Source organism: Sphingomonas caeni, from assembly GCF_026013415.1.
Classification (GTDB): Bacteria; Pseudomonadota; Alphaproteobacteria; order Sphingomonadales; family Sphingomonadaceae; genus Sphingomonas; species Sphingomonas caeni.
In genome coordinates this window covers 332,623-352,572 of record NZ_JAPDOK010000004.1, presented here as the reverse complement: position 1 = coordinate 352,572, position 19,950 = coordinate 332,623, and the positions used below count along the sequence as shown (strand labels likewise).

Sequence of the window (19,950 nt, the reverse complement as noted above, 5' to 3'; positions counted from 1 at the left end):
ATGTCGGGATAGGCGTGCTCGATGTCGCGGTTGAGCACGATGACATCGGCGAGCCCCGCCGCGTCGCGGACGGCCGGGCTCGCAAAGCCGGTGGTCTCGATCCAGTTGTACGGCACGCCTTCGATCCTGAGCCGCGCGTCCATCCGCGAGCGGTTCTTCGCCTCGCTCTCCCGCTCGTCCTCCAGCACCATCGCCGCACCGCCAAGCTCGGCATAGTCGGCAACGACAACCGGCGGGCGGGCGACGTCGAGGCAGGTGAGATGGCCATCGAGCGCGCGGGTCAGGTCAAGCGCGACCTGGAACCGGGCTTCCTGGCCGACATCGTCGTGCATCAGCACCAGAATATTCTTCATCGTCGCCTCCATCGATTGGAACGATCCGGAAATTATGGGGCGCGGCCGATCGCCAATATTGTGGATTCACCTTAGTGAATCGCGGCACCCGTCAATGGCTGAACATCACGGGTACGACCGCGTCCGCGATGAGACAGCGCGTCACTCCACCCAGAACGATCTCACGTATGCGCGAATGACCGAAGCCGCCGACCGCCAGAAGTTCGGCGCGCGATCGCATCGCGAAGGCATGGACGACATCGCCCTCGCTCATGCCGTCCGTTGGCAGGATGTGCAGCCCGACGTCGAAGCCATGGCGAACGAGGTGGCGGCGAAGCTCCTCGCCGTCTTTCGCAGCGTGCTCGCGATTTACGTCCACTGCCATGACTACGTCGATATGCGCGCCCGGCTCGGCGAAACTCACCAGATCATGGACCGCCCGGTTCGCCTCGGGCGATGCTTTCCAGCCGAGCACGGCGCGACGGACCGGCACCAGCGCGGCCGCTGGCGGCACGACGAGCGTCGGGGTCCCCGAGGAAAGGATCGAGGTCTCGATCACCCGGCGACGAAGCCAGGGAGTCTGCCAGGACTCCGGCGGACCGATCAGGATGAGATCCGCAATCTGCCGGCTGCGGCGCATGTCTCCCGCGAGCCAGGCAATGTCGTCGTGCAGGCCGAACACACTAACCGGGCAATCGGCGTTCGCGACCAGCGCGGTTACGGCATCGACCTTCTGTCTGTCGTCCCGCGCGAGCGCATCGTCGGGAACATAGGCAACGCCGAACGGCAGGAGTTCGGGGGCCAGATAGGGACCCGGGGTCAGTGCGGCGATCTCGAGATGCGCGCCGCGCGAATGGGCGAACGCGACAGCGGCATGAATGAAGGGGGCAGCCTGCTCCGCATTGTCCACGATAGCGAGGATATCCTTGATCATCGTCGATCTCCCTGCGTTGATGTCAGGCGAACAGATCGTGTTCGCCCTCGCGTTCGATCGGATCCGGAATGGCAAGGTCGAGGCACTCGTCGGCGTGATCAGGGCAGCGTTTCGGCTGCAACGCATCGAAGACCGTGTCCCACCAGCCCGTGAAGGCAGTCATCGGCCATTGGACCAGCCACTCCGACATCACGCCGGGCGTGTCGCCTTGGCGCGCCGCCTCATCGCCTTCGACCGCCATGTTCGCCTCCGTGAATTCTATCGTGCCCCAGTACTAGGGGCCGGACCGGCGGCCCTGAATTGTGGACATTCCGTATGGGCGCCGCGGCCCCGGCGGCGCAGTCAGGCGCAACGCAATCAGAGGCCAGAGCCATGTCGGTCCGCAATCTCGAAATCCTGCTTCACCCCAGAAGTATCGCGGTGATTGGCGCTTCGTCCCGGCCAGGGGCGCTCGGCCAGCGCGTGCTCGAGAACGTGATCGACTCCGGATTCGATGGCACGATCTTCGCCGTGAATCCGAAGCGCGTGGAGCTGGATGGCGCGTGGTGGATTCCCTCCGTCGCTGACCTGCCCGCCGCGCCAGACCTCGCGATCATCGTGACGCCCGCGGCGACCGTGCCGGGTATCATTACAGAGCTGGGCACAAAGGGAACGCGGCTCGCGGTGGTTATCTCGGCGGGCCTTCATGATCCGAAACTGAAACAGGCGATGCTCAAGGCGGCACGGCCGTATCTGATGCGCATCGTCGGCCCGAACTGCCTCGGCGTCCTGATGCCGCACGCCAATCTCAATGCGTCTTTCGCGCACAAATCCGCCGAGAAGGGCGGGCTGGCGCTCATTTCGCAAAGCGGCGCGCTCGTCACCTCTATGGTCGATTGGGCCCAAGCGCGCGGCGTCGGATTTTCGGGTGTGATCTCGGTCGGCGATATGGCCGACGTGGATCTCGGCGACTTGATCGACCTGTTCGCCGCGGATTCCCGAACAAATGCGATCGCGCTCTATATCGAGGGGATCACCAATCCGGCCAAGTTCATGTCAGCCGCGCGCGCGGCTGCGCGGATCAAGCCGGTCATCGTCCTCAAGGCCGGAAGGAGCGCAGCCGCGGCCGGGGCCGCGCTTTCGCACACCGCCGCCATCGCCGGGGCCTATGATGTACATCTCGCGGCTTTCCGCCGCGCGGGGATCGTCACCGTAGAGACGGTGACCGAGCTGTTCGATGCCGCGCAGGTTCTGGCCGAACGGCAGCCCCTCCCGGGAAACCGGCTGGCGATCGTCACCAACGGCGGCGGCCCCGGCATCCTGGCCGTCGATGCGCTCGAGCGCACCCGCGGAACGCTCGCAAGTCTTGCACCCGAAACCGTCGCGGTGCTCGATCCGATCCTGCCCGCCGGCTGGTCGCGCGCCAACCCGATCGACGTTATCGGCGATGCCCAGGCCGACCGCTTTGCGGCCGCCGCCCGTGCCGCGGCACGCGATCCCGGCGTGGACGCACTTCTCGTGATGCACTGCCCGACCGCGGTGAGTTCGGGCACCGAGATCGCGCGCGATGTTGTCGCCCAACTCCAAGCCGCGGACTGGCCGCGGTCGAAGCCGATGCTCGCCTGCTGGCTGGGTGACGGCAATGCGGATGCCGCGCGCTCGATCTTCAAGTCGGCCAAGGTCCCCCTTTTCGACAATCTCGACGATGCAGTTCGCGGCTTCGGCAACCTCGTCGCCGCGCGCGAGGCGCGAGAAGCGCTGGTGCGCGCGCCCGCGCGCTGCGCTGCGGCTTTGGCTGACGTCGCCGCCGCCCGCACCGTCATCGACGCTGCTCGCGCCGACGGGCGGACCCTGCTGACGGCCAACGAAGCCAAGGCGATCCTCGCTGCTTTCGGCGTCCCGATCGTGGAGTCCCGCATCGCGACGTCGGCAGAAGGCGTAGCCGACGCATGTGCCGGGCTAACCCCGCCCTTTGCCGTCAAGGTCATCAGCCCGACGATCACGCACAAATCCGATCTGGGCGGCGTCGTTCTGAACCTGACCGGCCCCCAAGCCGCAACCGGGGCGGCGATGGCGATCCGCGAACGGATCGCCGAAGCGATGCCCGACGCCGTGATCAGCGGCTTCGAGATCGAGCAGATGGTCGCGATGCCGCATGGCCGCGAGCTGCTCGTCGGGATCGCGGACGATCCAACCTTCGGCCCGGTTATCGCCGTGGGCGCGGGCGGCGTGGATGTCGAACTGATCAACGACCGGGCGCTCGGGCTGCCGCCGCTCGACGATAGCCTTGCGCGCGACATGATATCGCGGACGCGGATCGCCGCCCTGCTCGACGCGCATCGCGGACAGGCCGCGACCGATATCGACTCGGTCGTCGCGGTGCTGAACGCCGTCTCGGCCATCTGCGTCGAGCTGCCCGACATCGCCGAGCTGGATATCAATCCGCTGCTCGTCGGCCAGCGGGGCGCCGTGGCGCTGGATGCGCGAATCCGCATCACCGCCGAGCCGGTGCAATCGCGAATGGTGCTGCGCCCCGTGCCGATGGAATGGGCGGCGGATCTTGTGACGCGTTCGGGCGCCAAGCTCCACGTCCGGCCCGTATTGCCGAGCGACGAGTGGGCACTGGCGGAGTTCTTCGCGCACGTATCTCCGGAGGACAAGAGATTCCGTTTCCTCAGCGCGGTCAGCGAGGTCGATCATGACCGCCTCGTGGCGATGACGCAGATCGACTATCGCCGTGCGATGAACTTCCTCGCCTTTGCGGAAGATGGCACGCTGATCGCGACCGCGCTCCTGACCGCCACCGGCGACAAGTCGAAGGCCGAGTTCGCCATTTCGGTGCGGTCGGATTGGAAGGGCAAGGGCGTCAGCTGGAGGTTGGTCGAACACATGCTCCGCTATGCAAAGGCGGAGGGCATCGGCTCCGTGGAGTCGCTGGAGAGCCGCGACAATCACGCCGCGATCGCGCTGGAACGCGAGTTTGGTTTCAAGGCGCAGGGCGTCGACGGGAGTCCGGGCGAAGTGCTGGTGCGCAAAGCGCTGGCGTGACCGTCGGCTGTTCGCCCAGACAATGATGAGCGGCCAGAAGCCGCTCGAGGATTACGAAGCCCAGGTCCGTAAATATCACAATGTCGCCTTCGCCCGTGACGCGAGAGAGTGCAGCCCACTCGCAGTCAGGGAGGCGGAAATGAATCATCTAGTGTCCAGGAAGAACGACGGCATTTCATCGCCGCTTCGCCACCCGCGCTTCGTGATCGGCAGCTCCGCGCTCGGAGCGGTGCTCGTGCTGGATATCGCTGCTGCGCTCTTAATGGGCCGGCTCACATGAACGCGCTCGCTCCCAAGCCCTTTGCGCCGATCCGGCACCTCGTCATTCTCGGGCATCCGGACCCAGCGAGCTTCTGCGGAAGCGTCGCGCGGACCTATTGCGCGACGGCCCGTGAGTTCGGCCAAGAGGCGACGCTGCGCGATCTCTATGCGCTCGGTTTCGACCCGGCGCTGAAACGGGACGAAATCCCGCGTGAAGGTGTGGATTCGCAGACCGCCGGTGAACTTGCAGAGGACTTGGAACTGGTGCGCCAGGCCGATGTGATCGTACTCGTCTATCCGATCTGGTTCGGCATGCCCCCGGCGATCATCAAGGGCTATGTCGATCGCGTGCTGGGCGCCGGTTTCACCGCACGGGACATCAAAGACGGCAAGTGGCATCCGGTGCTGCATGGCAAGCGCCTTACCCTGTTCACCTCATCGGCATCGACGCGGCCCTGGCTGGAGGAGAAGGGCCAATGGACCGCGCTCCGGCATGCGTTCGAGACCTATCTCCAGATGGTCTTTTCGCTGCGCGACGGCGGGCATTCGCATTTCGATGCGATCGTGCCCGGCCTCAAGCAGCGCTTTGTCGATGAATATTTGGCGGAGGTTCGGGAGTCAGCGACCCGTCAAGCCGCCGAGCTTTTCGAAGAATATCGGGCGTCGAAGGTACGAGCCGACCGGGCGCGAGCCTTCGGCAAATAAGCCGCCTTCCTCTGCCGTCTGCTTGCCCAGTGACGGAACCATCGCCGAGCCGATTCCCGGTCACAACGAGGTGATCGAGCACCTCGACACTAAAAAGCCGGCCGCGTCGTAGACCCCACTGGCCTGTGCCGGTCAGCAGGCTGGGCTCCGCTTCTTCACGTCGCTGAACCGCACCAGGAGGCGGCGCTGCTCGTCCCAGAGCGCGAGCCGCCAGCATCCCAGGCTCTCGCGCAAGGTTATCCGTTTCGCAATCGCGTTGAGTTCGGGTGCAGCGTCAAGGCACGCTTGCAGGCGATAGTTGGGAACGCGGCTGCAAAGGTGATGCACATGATGCAGGCCGATATTGCCGCTGAACCATTGCAGGGCGCGCGGAAGCTTGAAGTAGGAGCTGCCCCGAAGCGCGGCCTCGTGAAAATTCCAGTCGCTGTCGCCTTCCCAATAGGTGCCTTCGAACTGGTGCTGGACGTAGAACAGCCAGTTGCCGATCCATGAGGCGATGATCATCACAGGCAGGTAAGCAGCAAGGACAGGAACGACCCCGATCACGACCATCGGGAGCCCGAAGGCGATCGCGAGCGCGAGGTTCAACGCCAGGATGCTGCGGCGCGCATTGCGGTCGCGAAACGCCCGCCCCGTGGGCAATCGCTGAAGGACAATGAAGTTGATCGGCGCACCAAGCAGAACCATCACGAGCGGGTTGCGATACAGGCGATAGCCCAGCCGCCTGAGTGGGGTCAGGGCACGATATTCGGCGACCGTCAGGGTCTCGACATCGCCGTGGCCGCGACGGTCGAGGTTCCCGGTGGAGGCATGATGAGCCGCGTGGCTCCGTTTCCAGCTGCCATAGGGCGTCAGCGTCAAAACGCTGAGCGCCCGGCCGAGGAAGTCGTTGGCGGCGCGCGATCTGAAGAATGAGCCGTGACCGCAATCGTGCTGGATGATGAACAGGCGGACGAGCAACCCGGCGGTCGGGGCCGCCAGCAGCAGAGTCAGCCAGAAGCTGCCCCGCGCCACCGCCGCCATGACGGCGAGCAATGCGAGAAAGGGCAGGCCGGTCGTAGCGAGCTGGAAAAGGCTTCGCTTCAAATCGGCGCCGTAAGATTTGAACTGCCGCGAAAGCGCGCGCGCCAAGACGCTCGTTTCGGATGCTCCTCGGCGGACAGCCTGCGCGGGCTGCGCTTCGGTCGATATCGTCGTCACTTGCTACCTCTTTCGGCCCCGCCGTAGTGCGAGCACGCAGCAGGCCCCAATCGAACGGGTTCGGGCGGAAGGAAGTAGATGCGGCGCTTCGCGGCGCCTGCTTCGACGATCGTCGTCTCGAGCCGGATGGAGACCTGAAAATGGCGGCTCGGGCGGGCAATTTCAAGGGTTCACGCCATCGTGTGGAGCAAGCCCCGTTATCGTCCGAGGCATCGAACGGCTGCTTTGCGTCCCAATAGGAGCCGTTGAGCCGCCAACCAATCGATCTTGAAAGCTGCCCTGGGATTCATGGCCTACCAGCTGTTTCGTCGGCCCAGCGATTCGTGAACGGCCACTATGCCGAGCGAATGTCGGTGATGGTGCCACCAGTCCATCGCCGGATCGCGCGGCGCAGGTTGGCGCTGTCGCTGAAACCCACCTTCCAGGCCACGTCATCGACGCTCATGCGCGTCGTTTGCAGATATTCGATGGCGAGCTTGCGGCGGACATCGTCGACGATCGCGCCATAGGTTGTGTTCTCCGCGGCCAGGCGTCGTCGGAGCGTTCGCTCCTGCAAGCCCAGCTGAGCCGCGGCGGTGGTCATCGAGGGCAGCTGGCTGGGGGCGTTCAGCAGCAGCTGATACACCTCGCCCGACAGGCCGGACGACATTCGCGACTGACCGATCAGGCGTTCGCACGTCTCCTCCAGCATCGTCCTGGTGAGCCGGTTGCCGAGTTCGGGAGTCTGGTCGAGGATGCCGATCGGATAATGAAGCTCGTTCGCCTCCTGAGCGTAGAGGCACGGGCAGGACAGTTCATGCGCGTCGGTCGTCGCGTACGGATCCTCGGGGAGCGCAAATAAGGCGCGAACCGGCAGGTTGTCGGCGCCTGCCGTGTCCCGGATATGGGTGTAGGTCATCTTCATCTGCTGCCGCACGAGGAAAGTGCGCACGTCGCTGCTCATCACGTCGCGATAGATTTCCCGAAACCGCCAGATCGCGACATCGCCCTCGCTCCGCCACTCGAGCCGGACGGTGGGGGTGGCGAGGGGCTGATAGCGCACGGCGAAATCGAAAAAGTCGCGCATCGTGGGCGAGCACATCAGGGCATAGCCGTACATGCCATAGGCCGAGAGGTGCAGGCGCGAGCCGATCGTGAACGCGTCGGCGAACTCGGCGCCCGCCGCTACGATATTCTCGCACGCGATCAAGTACTGGCCGATGGACGTCAGCGTATGGGGATCGCGCACTTCATCTAGTGTCAGCCCCGTACGATCCAGCACCGTCGCGGGCGCGATGCCCCGCGACGCGACCGCATCGATGACCGTGGAGATCTTGAACGGCGCGAAGCTGCGCTGGTTGAGCGAAGGGAAGCCGGCGCGGCCGTTGTGCGTCGCCGGTCCGCCTTCGTCATCGATCAAGATTGCCATTGTCCGCTCATCCCCGCCCCGAGTCCGCAAAAGACATGGCTATGTCCGCTAATGCGCTTACCCAGCGCGCTGTCAAGCCATAAGCGAGGCGGCAAGCCGGCAAAGCCTGGCGGCGGCAATGTCCGCAACCGAATCGATCCAGGAGGGGAGAGGAACATCATGTCGATCCGCACCAAGTTGATGGGCCGCCGCACGCATCTGTTGTGCCGGTCCGCCGTCGCGCTCGCGCTGCTGAGCGCGCCTGTCGCCGCACAGGCTCAAACCGCTGAAACGAGCGGCCAGGCAGAGGAAGGCACCGTCGAATCCGATTCCGAGATCGTGGTAACGGGCACCAGCATCCGCGGCATTCCGCCCACCGGCTCCGGCCTGATCAGCGTGTCGCGCGAAGACGCGAAGTTAATCGGCGCAGCGAGCACGCCCGAACTGCTGGCGACTGTGCCGCAGCTCAACAGCTTCAACACGGCGCCCCGGGTGAGCAATGGCGGCCTTGGCTCGTTTGCCCCTGGCCTGCGCGGTCTTCCGACCGCCGCCACCCTGCCGCTTATGAATGGACATCGCCTGATTTCCGGCAGCACGCAGCAGACCAATCCGGACTTTCCGTTCATTCCCGAACTGGCGATCGAGCGCGTGGAGATCGTTGCTGACGGCGCCTCGGCCATCTACGGTTCGGACGCGGTCGCCGGCGTCGTCAACTTCATCACGCGCCGGCATGTGTCGGGACTGACCGCCAATGTTCGCTACGGCATGGCGGACGACTATCACGCCTTCAACGCGGGCGGCATCTTCGGCCAGGACTGGGGTAGCGGGTCCTTCGTTGTCGCCTACCAGTATCAGGACAACAGCAACATCACCGGCGCCGACCGCCGGTATCGCTCGCTCGATTTCCGGGCAGTGGGCGGCGTAGATACGCGCTCGGCCGTGTGCCCCGACGCCAATGTCAACCTGTTCGCCGGCACCATCTATGCGGCCCCCAGCCTGGCGCCCGGCCTCAATACCTGCGATCCGCGCGGGCCGGTCGATCTGCTCCCGCGGAACCGCACCCATAGCGGCCTCGTCTCGGCCCGCCAGGACCTGTCGGGCAACGTCACGCTGTGGGCCGACATTCTCTATTCGGATCGCCGCGATGTCGTGCAGTCGGCGCTGCCGGGCCAGACCTTCGTCCTGATCACCGCTGCCAACCCTTTCTTCAGGGCACCGCCGGGCACGGGTTCGCTCTTCGGCTATTTCGACTTCCGTCCGGACTATCTGGTCGGCGCCGATCACTTTGACCAGACTTACCGCGTGCGCACCGGTAATGCGACGGTGGGCATCGACATCGCCCTTCCCGGCGACTTCAGGGCGAGCCTCTACGGCACTTACAACTGGTCCCGCAACGATACCTTCCAGCCTGGCATCAACACCACGGCGCTGACCGCTGCCGCCGGGGGAACCACGACGGCGACCGCACTGGACCCGTTTGGCACCCGGACCAACCCGTCAGTCGTTGCTGCGATACTGAACAACCCAACCGACTTCACCAACCGTCAGCGCACGCGCCTCGGCGCGGTCAAGATCGACGGACCGCTGGCGCGGCTGCCGGGTGGCGAGATCAAAGTCGCCCTTGGCGCCGAATATCGCCGCGAAACCTATATGCAGCGCGGTTCGAGCGGCGGGGTCGGCTTCCCCGAGAACCTGGAGCGCAATGTCCAGTCAGTCTATGGGGAACTCTTTGTCCCCGTTTTCGGCGAGGACAATGCCGTGCCGATGTTCCGCAGCCTCACGCTATCGCTGTCGGGCCGTTATGATCACTACAGCGATTTCGGATCGACGACGAACCCCAAGATCGGCGTAACCTGGGAGCCCATCGACGGTGTGAACCTGCGCGGCAGCTACGGCCGTTCCTTCCGCGCGCCAGGCCTTCGCGACCTTGGTTCAACCGTTGGCTCCTATTACTCGGCCGCCGCGCTCGTTGACGCCTTCGGCGCCCGCGACCCTTCGCGTGGTGCTGCACAGGTGAACACGATCCTGCTGTTCGGCGGCAATGCGGCGCTGACGCCGGAGACTGCGCGCACCTACTCGTTCGGCATCGACCTTCGCCCGAAGTTCGCGCCGAACCTGACCGCGAGCGCGACCTTCTACAATATCGAATATGAGAACGTCATCGGTACGCCGTCGGGACTGGGGGCGCTCCTTTTCAGCGACCCCACCTTCGCCTCGCGGGTCATTCGGAACCCGACCGCGGCGCAGCTGAATTCGGCGATCACCAACACCGTGCCCTTCTTCTATACCTTCGCCGCGGTGCCGGCGATCGGCAACATTCTCGATCTGCGTCAGGGCAATTTCGGCGTCCGCAAGACCAACGGGATCGACTTCGACGTGCGTTACCGGCAGCCGGCAGGCTTCGGGACGATCTTCGCGGGCATCGCGGGCAACTATATCCTGAACTATCGCAACAAGCTGTCCCCGACCTCGGCCGAGAGCAACTCGCTCAACGCCGGCATTCCGCGCACCACGCTGCGCACCACGCTCGGCTTCACTTCCGGCCCGGTGACCTTCGTCAACTTCGTCAATCATCGCAGCGGCGTCACCGCGTCCTATGCGACCCCGACGGGATCGGCGATTTACCGCGCGAAGGGCTACACCACGGTGGACCTGCGCCTGTCGGTGCGGTTGCCGGATACCTCCTTCGTCAAGGGCACGGAGCTCGGGCTTCAGGTCAACGACCTGTTTGATGCCACCCCGCCCTTCTTCCCGGGCACCGACGGCGTCGGCGGCACGTACAATCCGATTGGACGCTATGCGGCGATGAGCCTGCGGACGTCGTTCTGAACCAACGCCGGGCGGCGCGGCGTCACGGAGCGCCGCCCGGCCCTTCCGGCATCGGCCACGCCGATCCCGATCAACTGAAGTCAAGTCGAGGCCCACCAACCGATGCCAGGTGCCAGCAGCAGCGCGGAGACCGCGAACCCTGTTCCGCAGATCCGCCTGTACGCCGATTGGCTGAGCGCCACCCACAATCGCGCCTTCGCGGATTACGAGGCGATGCGCCGCTGGTCGGTCGAGGATCTCGATGGTTTCTGGCGCAGCATCTGGGACTATGACCAGATCGAATCGCCGACACCCTTCACGGCGGTGCTGGGCGCGGACGCGATGCCGGGCGCGCGCTGGTTCGAAGGCGCGCAGGTGAACTATGCGCGGCACGTCTTCCGGCACGCGGGGCCCGCCGATGCAGCGGGCCAGCCCGCAATCATCGCCATGGACGAGCGCGGCAGCAGCGTGACGCTCAGCTGGGCGGAGCTGAGGCGTCAGGCCGCGTCGCTGGCGCTTACGCTACGCGCGAAGGGAATCGAACCGGGCGACCGCGTCGCCGCCTATCTTCCGAATATCCCGGCGGCGGTGGTCGGCCTGCTCGCCTGCGCCAGCCTGGGGGCGATCTGGACGCTATGCTCGCCCGACATGGGCATCACCGCGGTACTCGACCGCTGGCGGCAGACCGAGCCCAAGGCGCTGATCGCCGTCGATGGCGTGTTCTACGCCGGCAAGGCGATGGACCGGAGCGCGGCCGTCGCCGAGCTTCGCGAGAAGCTGCCCTCCGTCGAAGCCCTGTTCCTCATCGCCAGCGGTTGCGGCGCGGGGCAGGTGCCCGGCGCGATCGATTTCGCGGCGTCCGTCGCCCGCGATGACGAGGGGGTCGCGGCGTTCGAGCCCGAATGGCTTCCCTTCGATCATCCGCTGTGGATCCTCTATTCCAGCGGCACGACCGGCCTGCCCAAGGCGATCGTGCATGGCCATGGCGGCGTCATCCTGGCGACCGCCGCGGGCCGCATGCATTTCGATCTGGGGCCGAGCTACGCCCTGAACACCCTCGGCGACCGCTTCCACTGGTACAGCGCCAGCGGCTGGGTGATGTGGAACATTCAGGTCGGCGGGCTGCTCAGCGGCACGACCATCTGCCTGTTCGACGGATCTCCAAGCGGAACCAGGGCCGATCCCGACTGGTCGCGCCTGTGGGATTTCGCGGCACGCGCCGGCGTCACCTGGTTCGGCGCGGGCGCGGCTTTTTTCGCCAGTTGCCGCAAGTCGGGAATCGACATCAAGACGACCCCCGGGGCCGAGCGCATCCGCGCGGTCGGCAGCACCGGATCGCCGCTGCCGCCGGACGTCCAGCGCTGGGGCACGGCGCAATTCGCCGGAATCGGCCGGCCCGATATCTGGTGGTGCAACGTCAGCGGCGGGACGGAGATTGCCGCCGCTTTCATGGCTGGCAACCCCGAACTGCCCGACACGCCCGGCCGGCTGCAGTGCCGCCATCTGGGCGCCGCGATCGAGGCGTGGGACGAACGCGGCCAGCCGGTGATCGGCGAAGTCGGAGAGCTGGTCTGCACCCGGCCCTTCCCCAGCATGCCGCTCTCTTTCTGGGGCGATGCGGACGGCGCCCGTTATCGGGAATCCTATTTCGGCCATTGGCCCGGCGTGTGGCGGCACGGCGACTGGCTGACCATCGGCGAGGACGGCAGTTGCACGATCTCCGGCCGCAGCGACGCGACGATCAACCGGCACGGCGTGCGCATGGGCACCGCCGAAATTTACGCGGCGGTCGAACAGCTGCCCCGGATTGTCGATACGATGATGATCGATGTCGAGACCGAGGATGGCGGCAGCAAGCTGATCATGTTCGTCGTTCTCACCGACGGTGATCGCGTCGATGCGGCTCTTGAAGCGGAGGTCGCGTCCGCGATCCGTACCAACCTGTCGCCGCGCTTCGTACCTGACCGGCTGATCGCCGCGCCGGCCATTCCCCTCACGCTCTCCGGAAAGAAGCAGGAATTGCCGATAAAGCGGCTGTTCGCGGGCTGGCCTGTCGCCAAGGTCGTCAGCGCGGGCGCCACCGCGACGCCCGAGGTTTTGCCCTGGTACATCGATCAGTCCCAGCGCTGGCGGAGCGAAACGGAAACGGCCGCGGGCCGGATCGAAACAGAGCAAACCGGATAGGAAGGGATCGGACGATGGCGATCAACGAAGCGCCGCGCGCCGAAGGGCATGCGGCGATCCACCCGACGGGCAAGCGCGGTTTCGTGCTTGGCATGCTCTGCTTCGTCTACGTCCTGAACTTTCTCGATCGCCAGCTGGTCTCGATTCTCGGCAAGCCAATCCAGGACGGCCTGCGGATCACCGACAGCCAGCTTGGCTACGTCACCGGCTTCTATTTCGCGCTGTTCTATTGCTTCATCGCGATCCCGATCGGCTGGCTGGCGGACCGGACCAACCGCGTGAGGATCCTGTCGCTGGCCTGTGGGCTGTGGAGCGGGGCGACCGTCGCTTGCGGCATGGCGGGAGGCTACGGACAGCTTGTGGCGGCGCGCATGGCCGTGGGCGTGGGCGAGGCCGGGGGCGTGCCGCCTTCCTACGCGATCATCTCCGACACGTTCCCACGCGAGCAGCGCGGCACCGCCATGGGCATCTTCAATCTTGGCCCACCGTTCGGCTCCGCGCTCGGGGTAGCCTTCGGCGCATCGTTGGCCGCCGCGTATGACTGGCGGGTGCCCTTCTATGCCGTCGGCGCGATCGGGGTAGTGACGGCCGTGCTCGTCTATTTGCTGGTGCCCGAGCCGGTGCGGGGCTCCTTCGACCCTGAGCCCGCCTTTGGCGCCACGCCCGCGCCGGTGCAAAGCTTCGCGCAGGCGATCATCGGTTTCTTCGGCAACAAGGTGCTGGCGCTGACGGCGATCGCGAGCGGCGCCGCCAATTTCATCACCTATGGGCTCAGCAATTTCGCCACGCTGTTCCTGATGCGCGAAAAGGGGATGACGCTGGACGAGGTCGCGATCTGGTATGCGCTGGCCGTCGGCGTCGGGATGGGCACCGGCATTTTCGTGTCGGGCAAGCTGATCGATCACTTCGCGGTTCGCAACAAGGCCGCCTATGCCAGCATCCCGGCATTCTCGCTGGTGCTGGCCCTGCCATTCTTCCTGGGCTTCGCGGCGGCGGACCGCTGGGAAGTCGCGCTCGCGCTGCTGTTCGTGCCGCTCTTCCTCAATTCCTTCTTCCTGCCCGCGACGGTCACCTTTGTTCAGAGCGAGGTGGCCCCAGCTGCCCGGGTAATCTCCGGCGCGCTCCTCTTGCTCGTCATGAACCTGGTCGGGCTCGGCCTGGGTCCCACCTTCATCGGCATGGCCAGCGACTATTTCCGCCCGGACTATGGCCAGCATTCGCTGCGGATGGCCTTTTACGCTCTGGCTCCGATGTATCTGATCGCGGCATTGTTGTTCCTGTGGCTGGCCAGAATGATCAAGGCATCGCCGGCAGCGGCAAGCGCCGCCCCGCAGCGGTAGGAGGGCTGGGCATGACCGGCATCGTCTTGCCATCGCGCCAGCGGCCCCAGGCCGTGGCGACCTCGGCACAAGGTTGGAGAGGATAATGAAGCGTAGCTACCGGGCCGCCCTTCTCGCGGCGGCGACGATTGCCCTGACGGCGCCGGGCGCGGCGCTGGCGCAAGGTCCCAAGCCGGCGCCGGACGCCGCCGCGCGCTGCTCGGCCTTGGCCGGCTTGAAGCTTCCCGACACGACCGTCACCAGCGCCACGCTGGTGCCGGGCAAGCAGGCGGAGTCGACGATCGCGGGCGACAGCCCCGGCTATCCCAGCTTCTGCCGCGTCGTCGCCCGTGTCCGGTCGGAACCCGGTTCCGATGTCGGGCTGGAGTTGTGGCTGCCCGTCGAGGGGTGGACCGGCGTCTTCCACGGCAATGGCAGTGGCGGCTTCGCCGGAATCTTCGCGCTCGGCTATCCCGCCATGGCCGAAGGCTTGCGCCGGGGCTTTGCCACCGCGGTGACCGATGCCGGAACCGCCCCCGCCTCGCCGCTCGAAGGCGATGCCCTGATCGGCCAGCCGCGCAAATGGCGTGACTGGGGCCGCCTCTCGACCCATGTGATGACGGTCACCGGCAAGGCGATCACCAAGGCATTCTACGGCCAGCGCGCCCGAAAATCCTTTTATACCGGCTGTTCGACCGGCGGTCAGATGGGTCTGGTCGAGGCGCTCTATTATCCGGCCGATTATGACGGCATCCTGGTCGGCGCCCCGGTCATCAACCGCACCTGGGGGCATGCCGCCGTGCTGTGGGATTATCGCGCGGCGAACCGTACGCCCGGCAGCATGCTGTCGGACGCTAAGCTGAAGCTGCTCAACAATGCCGCCATCGCGACCTGCTGGCGGCAGGGGCACGCGTTGGCGGGCGACCGGTTCATCTCGGAGCCGATGCAGTGCTCGTTCGACCCCAAGGTCCTCCAGTGCACGGGCGCGGCCTCGGATTCGTGCCTGACCGAGAGCGAGGTCACGACCGCGCGCGCTTTCTATTCGGGGCCCACCGACCGGAACGGCAAGCCGACCTATTATGGCTGGCTGCCGGGCAGCGAGATGCCCGACACCTTCGGCTGGTCGTTCCTGCAAAAGCCGGTCGGGGGCCAGCCGGCATTCGGCTCCCTGTTTAAATGGGTGTTCGGGGCCGGCTGGAACTGGAACGGGTTCGATTTCGATCGCGACATGCCCATCGTCAATGCGCAGCTGGATGCCATCGTCAATGATGCGACCCGCGGCAGCCTGGCGGCCTTTGCGGCACGCGGCGGCAAGCTGATCGTCTTTCATGGGCTTGCCGATACCCTTGTCGCACCAGGGCAGTCGGTCGCCTTCTTCGATCGCCAGGCTGCCGGGATGGGCGGCTCCGGCAACCTGGGGGACAGCGCGCGCCTCTTCCTCGCTCCCGGCATGATGCATTGCGGCGGCGGCACCGGCCCGGACGCGTTCAACACAACGCTGGGGATTCCGCCCCGGCCACCATCCGACGATGCGCAGCACGATCTGTTCTCGGCACTGATCGCCTGGTCCGACAAGGGGACGGCGCCCGACCGCATCGTCGCGACCCGATTCTCGAGCGAGGACGCGGGCAGGATCGACATGCAGCGCCCGCTCTGCCCCTATCCGCAGCGGGCCGTGTATCGCGGGTTCGGATCGACGCGCGCGGCAAGCAATTTCCGTTGTGAGGCGCCGTCCAATCGTTGACCTCGTAGTGCTAAACATACTGGATGTATTCCGCCGCTAGCTGGGTTTCCCGGATCTCAAGCGGAACGCGTTGCGGTTGGCGCGATAGCGGCGTCTGGCTTTCAGCTGATTCAAACGTTTCGCGCAGAGCAGCCGCAAGGAGTCCCGCTTCCAATTCCGCGCAAGCCGGAAGGCGACAAGCAATCACGGATGCCAGGCGTCAGCGCTCAGATCGAAGCGGGGCATTTGATGCTGCCAACCGACGCGGCCTGGCTCGCTGAATTCAAAGCCGAGAATCTCGGCTTCCCCAATGCGCGGCACGATGATCAGGCCGACGCGCTGACTCAGCTCATGAGCTCACGCCCGTCGGCGCGCCATTCACACGTCCAAATCGTCTCCGTTTGCACAGTCCGAAACTCGAGAGCCCCAAGCCACCGAAATTGCGCGCAGAAATTGCGGCATAACTGGGCTTCCGGGATAACCGCGCAATCGGGAGAAGAATGGTGCGCCTACAGGACTCGAATGTGTCTATTAACTCGCAGTGAAATAAGAATAAATATCCTATCGATCGCAGAACGACCCCCAATTGAACCCCCAGCGCTTAAAATTAGTTGCCACTAGCGGTCGAAATTTTCGGCCGCTCGCGGTCCATTCGCTGAACAGGACAACCGCCGCCTGATGGTCGATAGGCTTACCCCCTGTCCCTCGGGCGGGCACCTAACAGCAATAGTCCGCCAGCCGACAGGCGCTAAATCCCCGCTTGATACTTTCGCACAGTTTCCGCGACCATCGCCGCCAGCCGTTCAGCGCCTTCAGCGGGTGAGCGCTTCCCCATTCCCCGAATCAATTCGGCCTGCCGCTGGGGAGACATCCGCCCATAGCTGGTGAAGGTGGTCAAGACCCCCTCGTGCCCGAGATTCAGTGACCACGCCCTGAAATCCTCGGGCGTCGTGCAAATGCGCTGGCCAAGGTGAACCAGCGTGTCGCGGAAGCTGTGGGGGTTGAAATAGGGGAGTTCAGCCGCCGTGAAAGCATCCTTGAAGATCGCGCGGATCGGACCCGCATCGCGCCACCCCTCCCGGCTCAGCCCGATGGCGGCAAAGCCACCGGACTCACCCAATCCAACCTGCGCCTTTGGAAACAGGGGATCTTCTTCGCCCCAGAGCAACTCCGTTCGCAAAAACTGGCACCAGTCCGTCACGATATGCAGCGCTTCGCCACCAACGGGGAAAAACCAGGTGGTGAAGCTCTTCGAGGCCTTCGTGCGGACGTCCCGCGCGTCCTGAAACACCTCGTCTTCGGCCAGATTGACATGGCGCAGTTTGAACGAGGCCAGCGCACCATCGCGCGCGCCCGTCAAGATTGCGAACGCGATCAGCGCCCGGTTGCGCCGCTCGATATCGGTCGCGGCGGGCATGGTGGCCAGCACATGGTGGATTTGCTCCAGCGTCGGCACGGGCTTGGGGCGGCTGGCGCGGGCGACTCGAACATCCTTTTCCGACAAATTGAAAAACTCGGCATCCCAATATGTCAGTCGCGATTTGTAACCCGGCTGGCCGGCTAGCCAGTGGAAGAAGGCGCGCAAGTTCGACAGAGTTGAGTGCACGGTAGCGCGCGACAGGGGTTTGCCTGTGCGCAGATTGGTTTCAACCTCGAACTTGCGTTTGAATGCCTTCGCCTGTTCGCGGTGGAAATGTTTGAAGTCCTTCCAGCCGGTTGCTGCCTCGAACCTCGCCAGTGCCTTGGCTACCGCGTCGATCGAGGCCTCGTCGCGCCGGTTCGCCTCTTTCAAATAGTCGAAATATATCCGCTTGATCCGGGTGTTCGCCGCGTTGTGCCTAGCCATGATTCAACCTGCCTATGGATTGTTAGTGTTTAGGGAGGGGCCCGCTCGCCCAGTTAGGCGTGGCGGTGCCTGTCTGCGCTGGACCTCCAATCCCGGCATGATCGTGCCGATCGAGCCCAGCCGGGCGCGCCGGTGCATCAACGTGCCGCAGGTCTCGCAAAGAGCCTTCAGGTTGCCCGTCGCGCCGTTCGGCGTGGCATATTCCACCATACCAAGCGCGGGCGCCCTGGGTGCACGGCATTTGAGGCAATAGAGTTGGCCCGGTTGCAGCGGGCGCTTTGCCTGCCGGCGCCGCGTGGCCCACCAGTCCTGAAACTCGCTGCCGTGGATCAGTACGGGGCGCGTATGGTCCACCGTGGGGAGGCCTGCCTTGATCCAGCCGCGCACGGTATGTTTGTGCACGCCCAGCAAGGTCGCCAGCTCTGGGACGCTATAGGCGCGGTGCAGCTTGGCGAGTCGCGGATTGATGCGGCGGGCGGGCACGGCGGCTACGCCCGCTCCGCGACCAACCGCTTGATCGATTCGGCGCGGATCAGCGTGCGCCGCCCCACCTTGAAGGCCTCAAGCCGCCCGTCGGCGATCATGGCATAAATTGACGTGCGCCCCATGCTCAGGGCGCGGGCGGTTTCGTTGATCGAGTAAGCGAGGCGATCCATTGGCGTTGCTCCGTGGCGCTGGCGGGTGTCAGCGGACGGGGCAAAGATCAGCGGCTCAAAATCGATCGAATAGGGGATGCGAAAACATCGCGAATCGATTCGCGGTCACGATTTCTTCTTAGCACCCGCGCCGTCGCGCCCATGCTCACGAGCTAGGTCTGGCCAAACCCTCAAATTGAAGCCCCTTTCGCTCACCCGCCCGTGAAAAGCTGCCATCGCCGCACGACGAAAATCCCCTTTCGATCGCCGTTTCTCGGGGTCCGAAGCAAACTGCTCTGCAAGCCATTCCCGGCAACCGCTCTCGCCAGCCGCTGTCGATTGTTCGATCGAGGGCGCTGGGCCCTGTTCAGCAGGCCGGGCGGGCCAGCGGTCCAAAATATCCCGGCGGAGAAATCGAATTTCGTCTGCGCCGTCAGGCCAAGTCATGGACAACCAACCTTCTTGGAGGCCGAACACCAGTTCCGGAGTATCAGGCGACAGGCCTCCCCTGAAGCGAACTAGATCCTCCCATGCGATGGAAATGCACGTACAGTGCTTGAAAGCCTCCCAGCCAAATTCCCGCAGAGCACCACAGTTGCAGTGGCAATATGTTATCGCTGTATGTAGCCAACCCAGCGCCTGAGTATTGTATTTACAGACGCCATCCGTTGCGACGGCTTCTTCGTCGCCTTCTTCTTCCGGTCGCCGAAAATATCCCGTCCTAGCCAGAGCCAGGTAATCGCGAGTCGCGATCCATGCCATCGCCTTTGGAAAAGACCATATGGGCTCTTGCTTGGCTTCGGGCAGGGACATGTCTCGCCAATGCCATTCAAGCGTGACCGCGTTGTAGAGTACATCGGACATGCGAATCCGCAGTCCATCATATGGGCCTAGCCAGTCGTAAAGTTCGCTGACGAAATCATCCCAGCCTTCAAACCGCTCATCACTGCGGAGCTTCAGTAGGGAATAAAGCGCGCGGAACCATTGGTTAGAACCAAGATCAAATTCTTCTAAGAGATCATGATTTGGCGGGAGCTGGGCCATGACATAGTTCAAGCCGGACTCTTCGCGGTCGTACTGGTCGGATATGGTCTGACATATGCGCGCTATTGGCGGAGCCCATTCATACGGCTCAAGTTGCAGCCGATATATCTCAAACGCGTTCCAGCCGCCTATCCATTCGGGTTGAGAAAGCCAATAGGGTTCATTCGGATCGGGAGTGAAAAGCGGGACCGGCCAAGGTGCAACGCCATTCTTAGTCCAGTAATCCCGCAGTTCACGTAACGATGCTTGCAGCTTCGCCCGATTTGCGGATGAGGTATTTGACTGCCCAACTAAATTGCCCATTCCGCCTCCCGAGCGGCTTCCCTTGATACGATGGGGAAGCACGTGGGAAGCGCGCTTGTCGGCTGGCCAGCCTATCCCCTCAACTATCTTGGGAACAGATCATGAATCTTCAAGAGGCCAGCGACCATTCGGATGAAGGCTCCTGCGGCAGACGCGACGGCTCGCGAGTTCGTTGAGAAGGACGAAGAGAGGCTCGTCCGCGTCAAGCACACTTAAAATTCGTGGCATCGACAGCTAGGACC

The 19,950-nt window shown here is 64.5% G+C and carries 16 protein-coding genes and 1 pseudogene; 8 read left to right on the top strand and 9 right to left on the bottom strand.

The window, feature by feature from the left end:
• From OF829_RS13160 to OF829_RS13150, 3 genes and pseudogenes are all read right to left on the bottom strand, one after another.
• Positions 1–353, bottom strand: a pseudogene (locus tag OF829_RS13160) (universal stress protein); the annotation flags it as partial.
• A gap of 91 nt (positions 354–444) precedes the next feature.
• Complete coding sequence (locus tag OF829_RS13155; RefSeq protein WP_264940522.1) at positions 445–1,266, bottom strand: universal stress protein; 822 nt, start codon at positions 1,264–1,266, stop codon at positions 445–447.
• Between the two features lie 22 nt (positions 1,267–1,288).
• Positions 1,289–1,507: a hypothetical protein gene (locus OF829_RS13150; RefSeq protein WP_264940521.1), complete on the bottom strand. Its 219-nt coding sequence runs from the start codon at positions 1,505–1,507 to the stop codon at positions 1,289–1,291.
• A gap of 131 nt (positions 1,508–1,638) precedes the next feature.
• Here OF829_RS13150 and OF829_RS13145 point away from each other — a divergent pair, with 131 nt between their 5' ends.
• Genes OF829_RS13145 through OF829_RS13135 form a run of 3 tightly spaced genes read left to right on the top strand, consistent with a single transcriptional unit; the run spans position 1,639 to position 5,259 of the window.
• Entirely contained in the window at positions 1,639–4,293 is a 2,655-nt protein-coding gene (locus tag OF829_RS13145) for a bifunctional acetate--CoA ligase family protein/GNAT family N-acetyltransferase (RefSeq protein ID WP_264940520.1), read from the top strand.
• Positions 4,294–4,315: 22 nt separating this feature from the next.
• Positions 4,316–4,573: a hypothetical protein gene (locus tag OF829_RS13140; protein ID WP_264940519.1), complete on the top strand. Its 258-nt coding sequence runs from the start codon at positions 4,316–4,318 to the stop codon at positions 4,571–4,573.
• Positions 4,570–5,259, top strand: coding sequence for an NAD(P)H-dependent oxidoreductase (locus tag OF829_RS13135; protein ID WP_264940518.1), 690 nt, complete (start codon positions 4,570–4,572; stop codon positions 5,257–5,259). Before OF829_RS13140 ends, OF829_RS13135 begins: the two co-directional genes overlap by 4 nt.
• A 132-nt stretch (positions 5,260–5,391) precedes the next feature.
• Here OF829_RS13135 and OF829_RS13130 read toward each other — a convergent pair whose 3' ends face one another.
• Together OF829_RS13130 and OF829_RS13125 are read right to left on the bottom strand one after the other, a co-directional pair.
• Positions 5,392–6,459 carry a fatty acid desaturase gene (locus OF829_RS13130; RefSeq protein WP_264940517.1) on the bottom strand — a complete coding sequence of 356 codons (1,068 nt, stop codon included), beginning with the start codon at positions 6,457–6,459 and terminating at the stop codon, positions 5,392–5,394.
• A gap of 334 nt (positions 6,460–6,793) precedes the next feature.
• Complete coding sequence (locus OF829_RS13125) at positions 6,794–7,867, bottom strand: AraC family transcriptional regulator (RefSeq protein ID WP_264940516.1); 1,074 nt, start codon at positions 7,865–7,867, stop codon at positions 6,794–6,796.
• Between the two features lie 159 nt (positions 7,868–8,026).
• On the opposite strand from OF829_RS13125, the gene OF829_RS13120 reads away from it, so the two are divergent.
• The 5 genes from OF829_RS13120 to terL all read left to right on the top strand — a co-directional run bounded on the left by OF829_RS13120 (position 8,027) and on the right by terL (position 16,501).
• Positions 8,027–10,675 (top strand): TonB-dependent receptor plug domain-containing protein, encoded by a 2,649-nt coding sequence (locus OF829_RS13120; RefSeq protein WP_264940515.1) that lies wholly within the window; start codon positions 8,027–8,029, stop codon positions 10,673–10,675.
• Between the two features lie 102 nt (positions 10,676–10,777).
• Positions 10,778–12,838 carry an acetoacetate--CoA ligase gene (locus OF829_RS13115; protein WP_264940514.1) on the top strand — a complete coding sequence of 687 codons (2,061 nt, stop codon included), beginning with the start codon at positions 10,778–10,780 and terminating at the stop codon, positions 12,836–12,838.
• Between the two features lie 14 nt (positions 12,839–12,852).
• Positions 12,853–14,178 carry a spinster family MFS transporter gene (locus tag OF829_RS13110; RefSeq protein ID WP_264940513.1) on the top strand — a complete coding sequence of 442 codons (1,326 nt, stop codon included), beginning with the start codon at positions 12,853–12,855 and terminating at the stop codon, positions 14,176–14,178.
• An 85-nt stretch (positions 14,179–14,263) separates the two neighbouring features.
• Entirely contained in the window at positions 14,264–15,901 is a 1,638-nt protein-coding gene (locus OF829_RS13105; RefSeq protein WP_264940512.1) for a tannase/feruloyl esterase family alpha/beta hydrolase, read from the top strand.
• A 27-nt stretch (positions 15,902–15,928) separates the two neighbouring features.
• Positions 15,929–16,501 (top strand): phage terminase large subunit, encoded by a 573-nt coding sequence (terL, locus tag OF829_RS20615; protein ID WP_406701430.1) that lies wholly within the window; start codon positions 15,929–15,931, stop codon positions 16,499–16,501.
• A 127-nt stretch (positions 16,502–16,628) separates the two neighbouring features.
• Here terL and OF829_RS13100 read toward each other — a convergent pair whose 3' ends face one another.
• The 4 genes from OF829_RS13100 to OF829_RS13085 form a co-directional block, all read right to left on the bottom strand.
• Positions 16,629–17,726, bottom strand: a complete 1,098-nt coding sequence (locus OF829_RS13100; protein ID WP_264940511.1) for a site-specific integrase — start codon at positions 17,724–17,726, stop codon at positions 16,629–16,631.
• A 12-nt stretch (positions 17,727–17,738) separates the two neighbouring features.
• Positions 17,739–18,209: a helix-turn-helix domain-containing protein gene (locus OF829_RS13095; protein ID WP_264940510.1), complete on the bottom strand. Its 471-nt coding sequence runs from the start codon at positions 18,207–18,209 to the stop codon at positions 17,739–17,741.
• A gap of 5 nt (positions 18,210–18,214) precedes the next feature.
• A complete protein-coding gene (locus OF829_RS13090; RefSeq protein WP_264940509.1) occupies positions 18,215–18,382 on the bottom strand; it encodes a helix-turn-helix domain-containing protein in 168 nt (55 codons plus the stop codon).
• Positions 18,383–18,487: 105 nt separating this feature from the next.
• Positions 18,488–19,708 (bottom strand): hypothetical protein, encoded by a 1,221-nt coding sequence (locus OF829_RS13085; RefSeq protein ID WP_264940508.1) that lies wholly within the window; start codon positions 19,706–19,708, stop codon positions 18,488–18,490.
• Positions 19,709–19,950 lie beyond the last annotated feature (242 nt).

What these genes read in the sequence shown, in the direction of transcription:
- OF829_RS13155 (WP_264940522.1), bottom strand. Translation starts at nt 1,266, where the DNA reads ATGATCAAGGATATCCTCGCTATCGTGGACAATGCGGAGCAGGCTGCC.
- OF829_RS13150 (WP_264940521.1), bottom strand. Translation starts at nt 1,507, where the DNA reads ATGGCGGTCGAAGGCGATGAGGCGGCGCGCCAAGGCGACACGCCCGGC.
- OF829_RS13145 (WP_264940520.1), top strand. Translation starts at nt 1,639, where the DNA reads ATGTCGGTCCGCAATCTCGAAATCCTGCTTCACCCCAGAAGTATCGCG.
- OF829_RS13140 (WP_264940519.1), top strand. Translation starts at nt 4,316, where the DNA reads ATGATGAGCGGCCAGAAGCCGCTCGAGGATTACGAAGCCCAGGTCCGT.
- OF829_RS13135 (WP_264940518.1), top strand. Translation starts at nt 4,570, where the DNA reads ATGAACGCGCTCGCTCCCAAGCCCTTTGCGCCGATCCGGCACCTCGTC.
- OF829_RS13125 (WP_264940516.1), bottom strand. Translation starts at nt 7,867, where the DNA reads ATGGCAATCTTGATCGATGACGAAGGCGGACCGGCGACGCACAACGGC.
- OF829_RS13120 (WP_264940515.1), top strand. Translation starts at nt 8,027, where the DNA reads ATGTCGATCCGCACCAAGTTGATGGGCCGCCGCACGCATCTGTTGTGC.
- OF829_RS13115 (WP_264940514.1), top strand. Translation starts at nt 10,778, where the DNA reads ATGCCAGGTGCCAGCAGCAGCGCGGAGACCGCGAACCCTGTTCCGCAG.
- OF829_RS13110 (WP_264940513.1), top strand. Translation starts at nt 12,853, where the DNA reads ATGGCGATCAACGAAGCGCCGCGCGCCGAAGGGCATGCGGCGATCCAC.
- OF829_RS13105 (WP_264940512.1), top strand. Translation starts at nt 14,264, where the DNA reads ATGAAGCGTAGCTACCGGGCCGCCCTTCTCGCGGCGGCGACGATTGCC.
- OF829_RS13100 (WP_264940511.1), bottom strand. Translation starts at nt 17,726, where the DNA reads ATGGCTAGGCACAACGCGGCGAACACCCGGATCAAGCGGATATATTTC.
- OF829_RS13090 (WP_264940509.1), bottom strand. Translation starts at nt 18,382, where the DNA reads ATGGATCGCCTCGCTTACTCGATCAACGAAACCGCCCGCGCCCTGAGC.
- OF829_RS13085 (WP_264940508.1), bottom strand. Translation starts at nt 19,708, where the DNA reads ATGGGCAATTTAGTTGGGCAGTCAAATACCTCATCCGCAAATCGGGCG.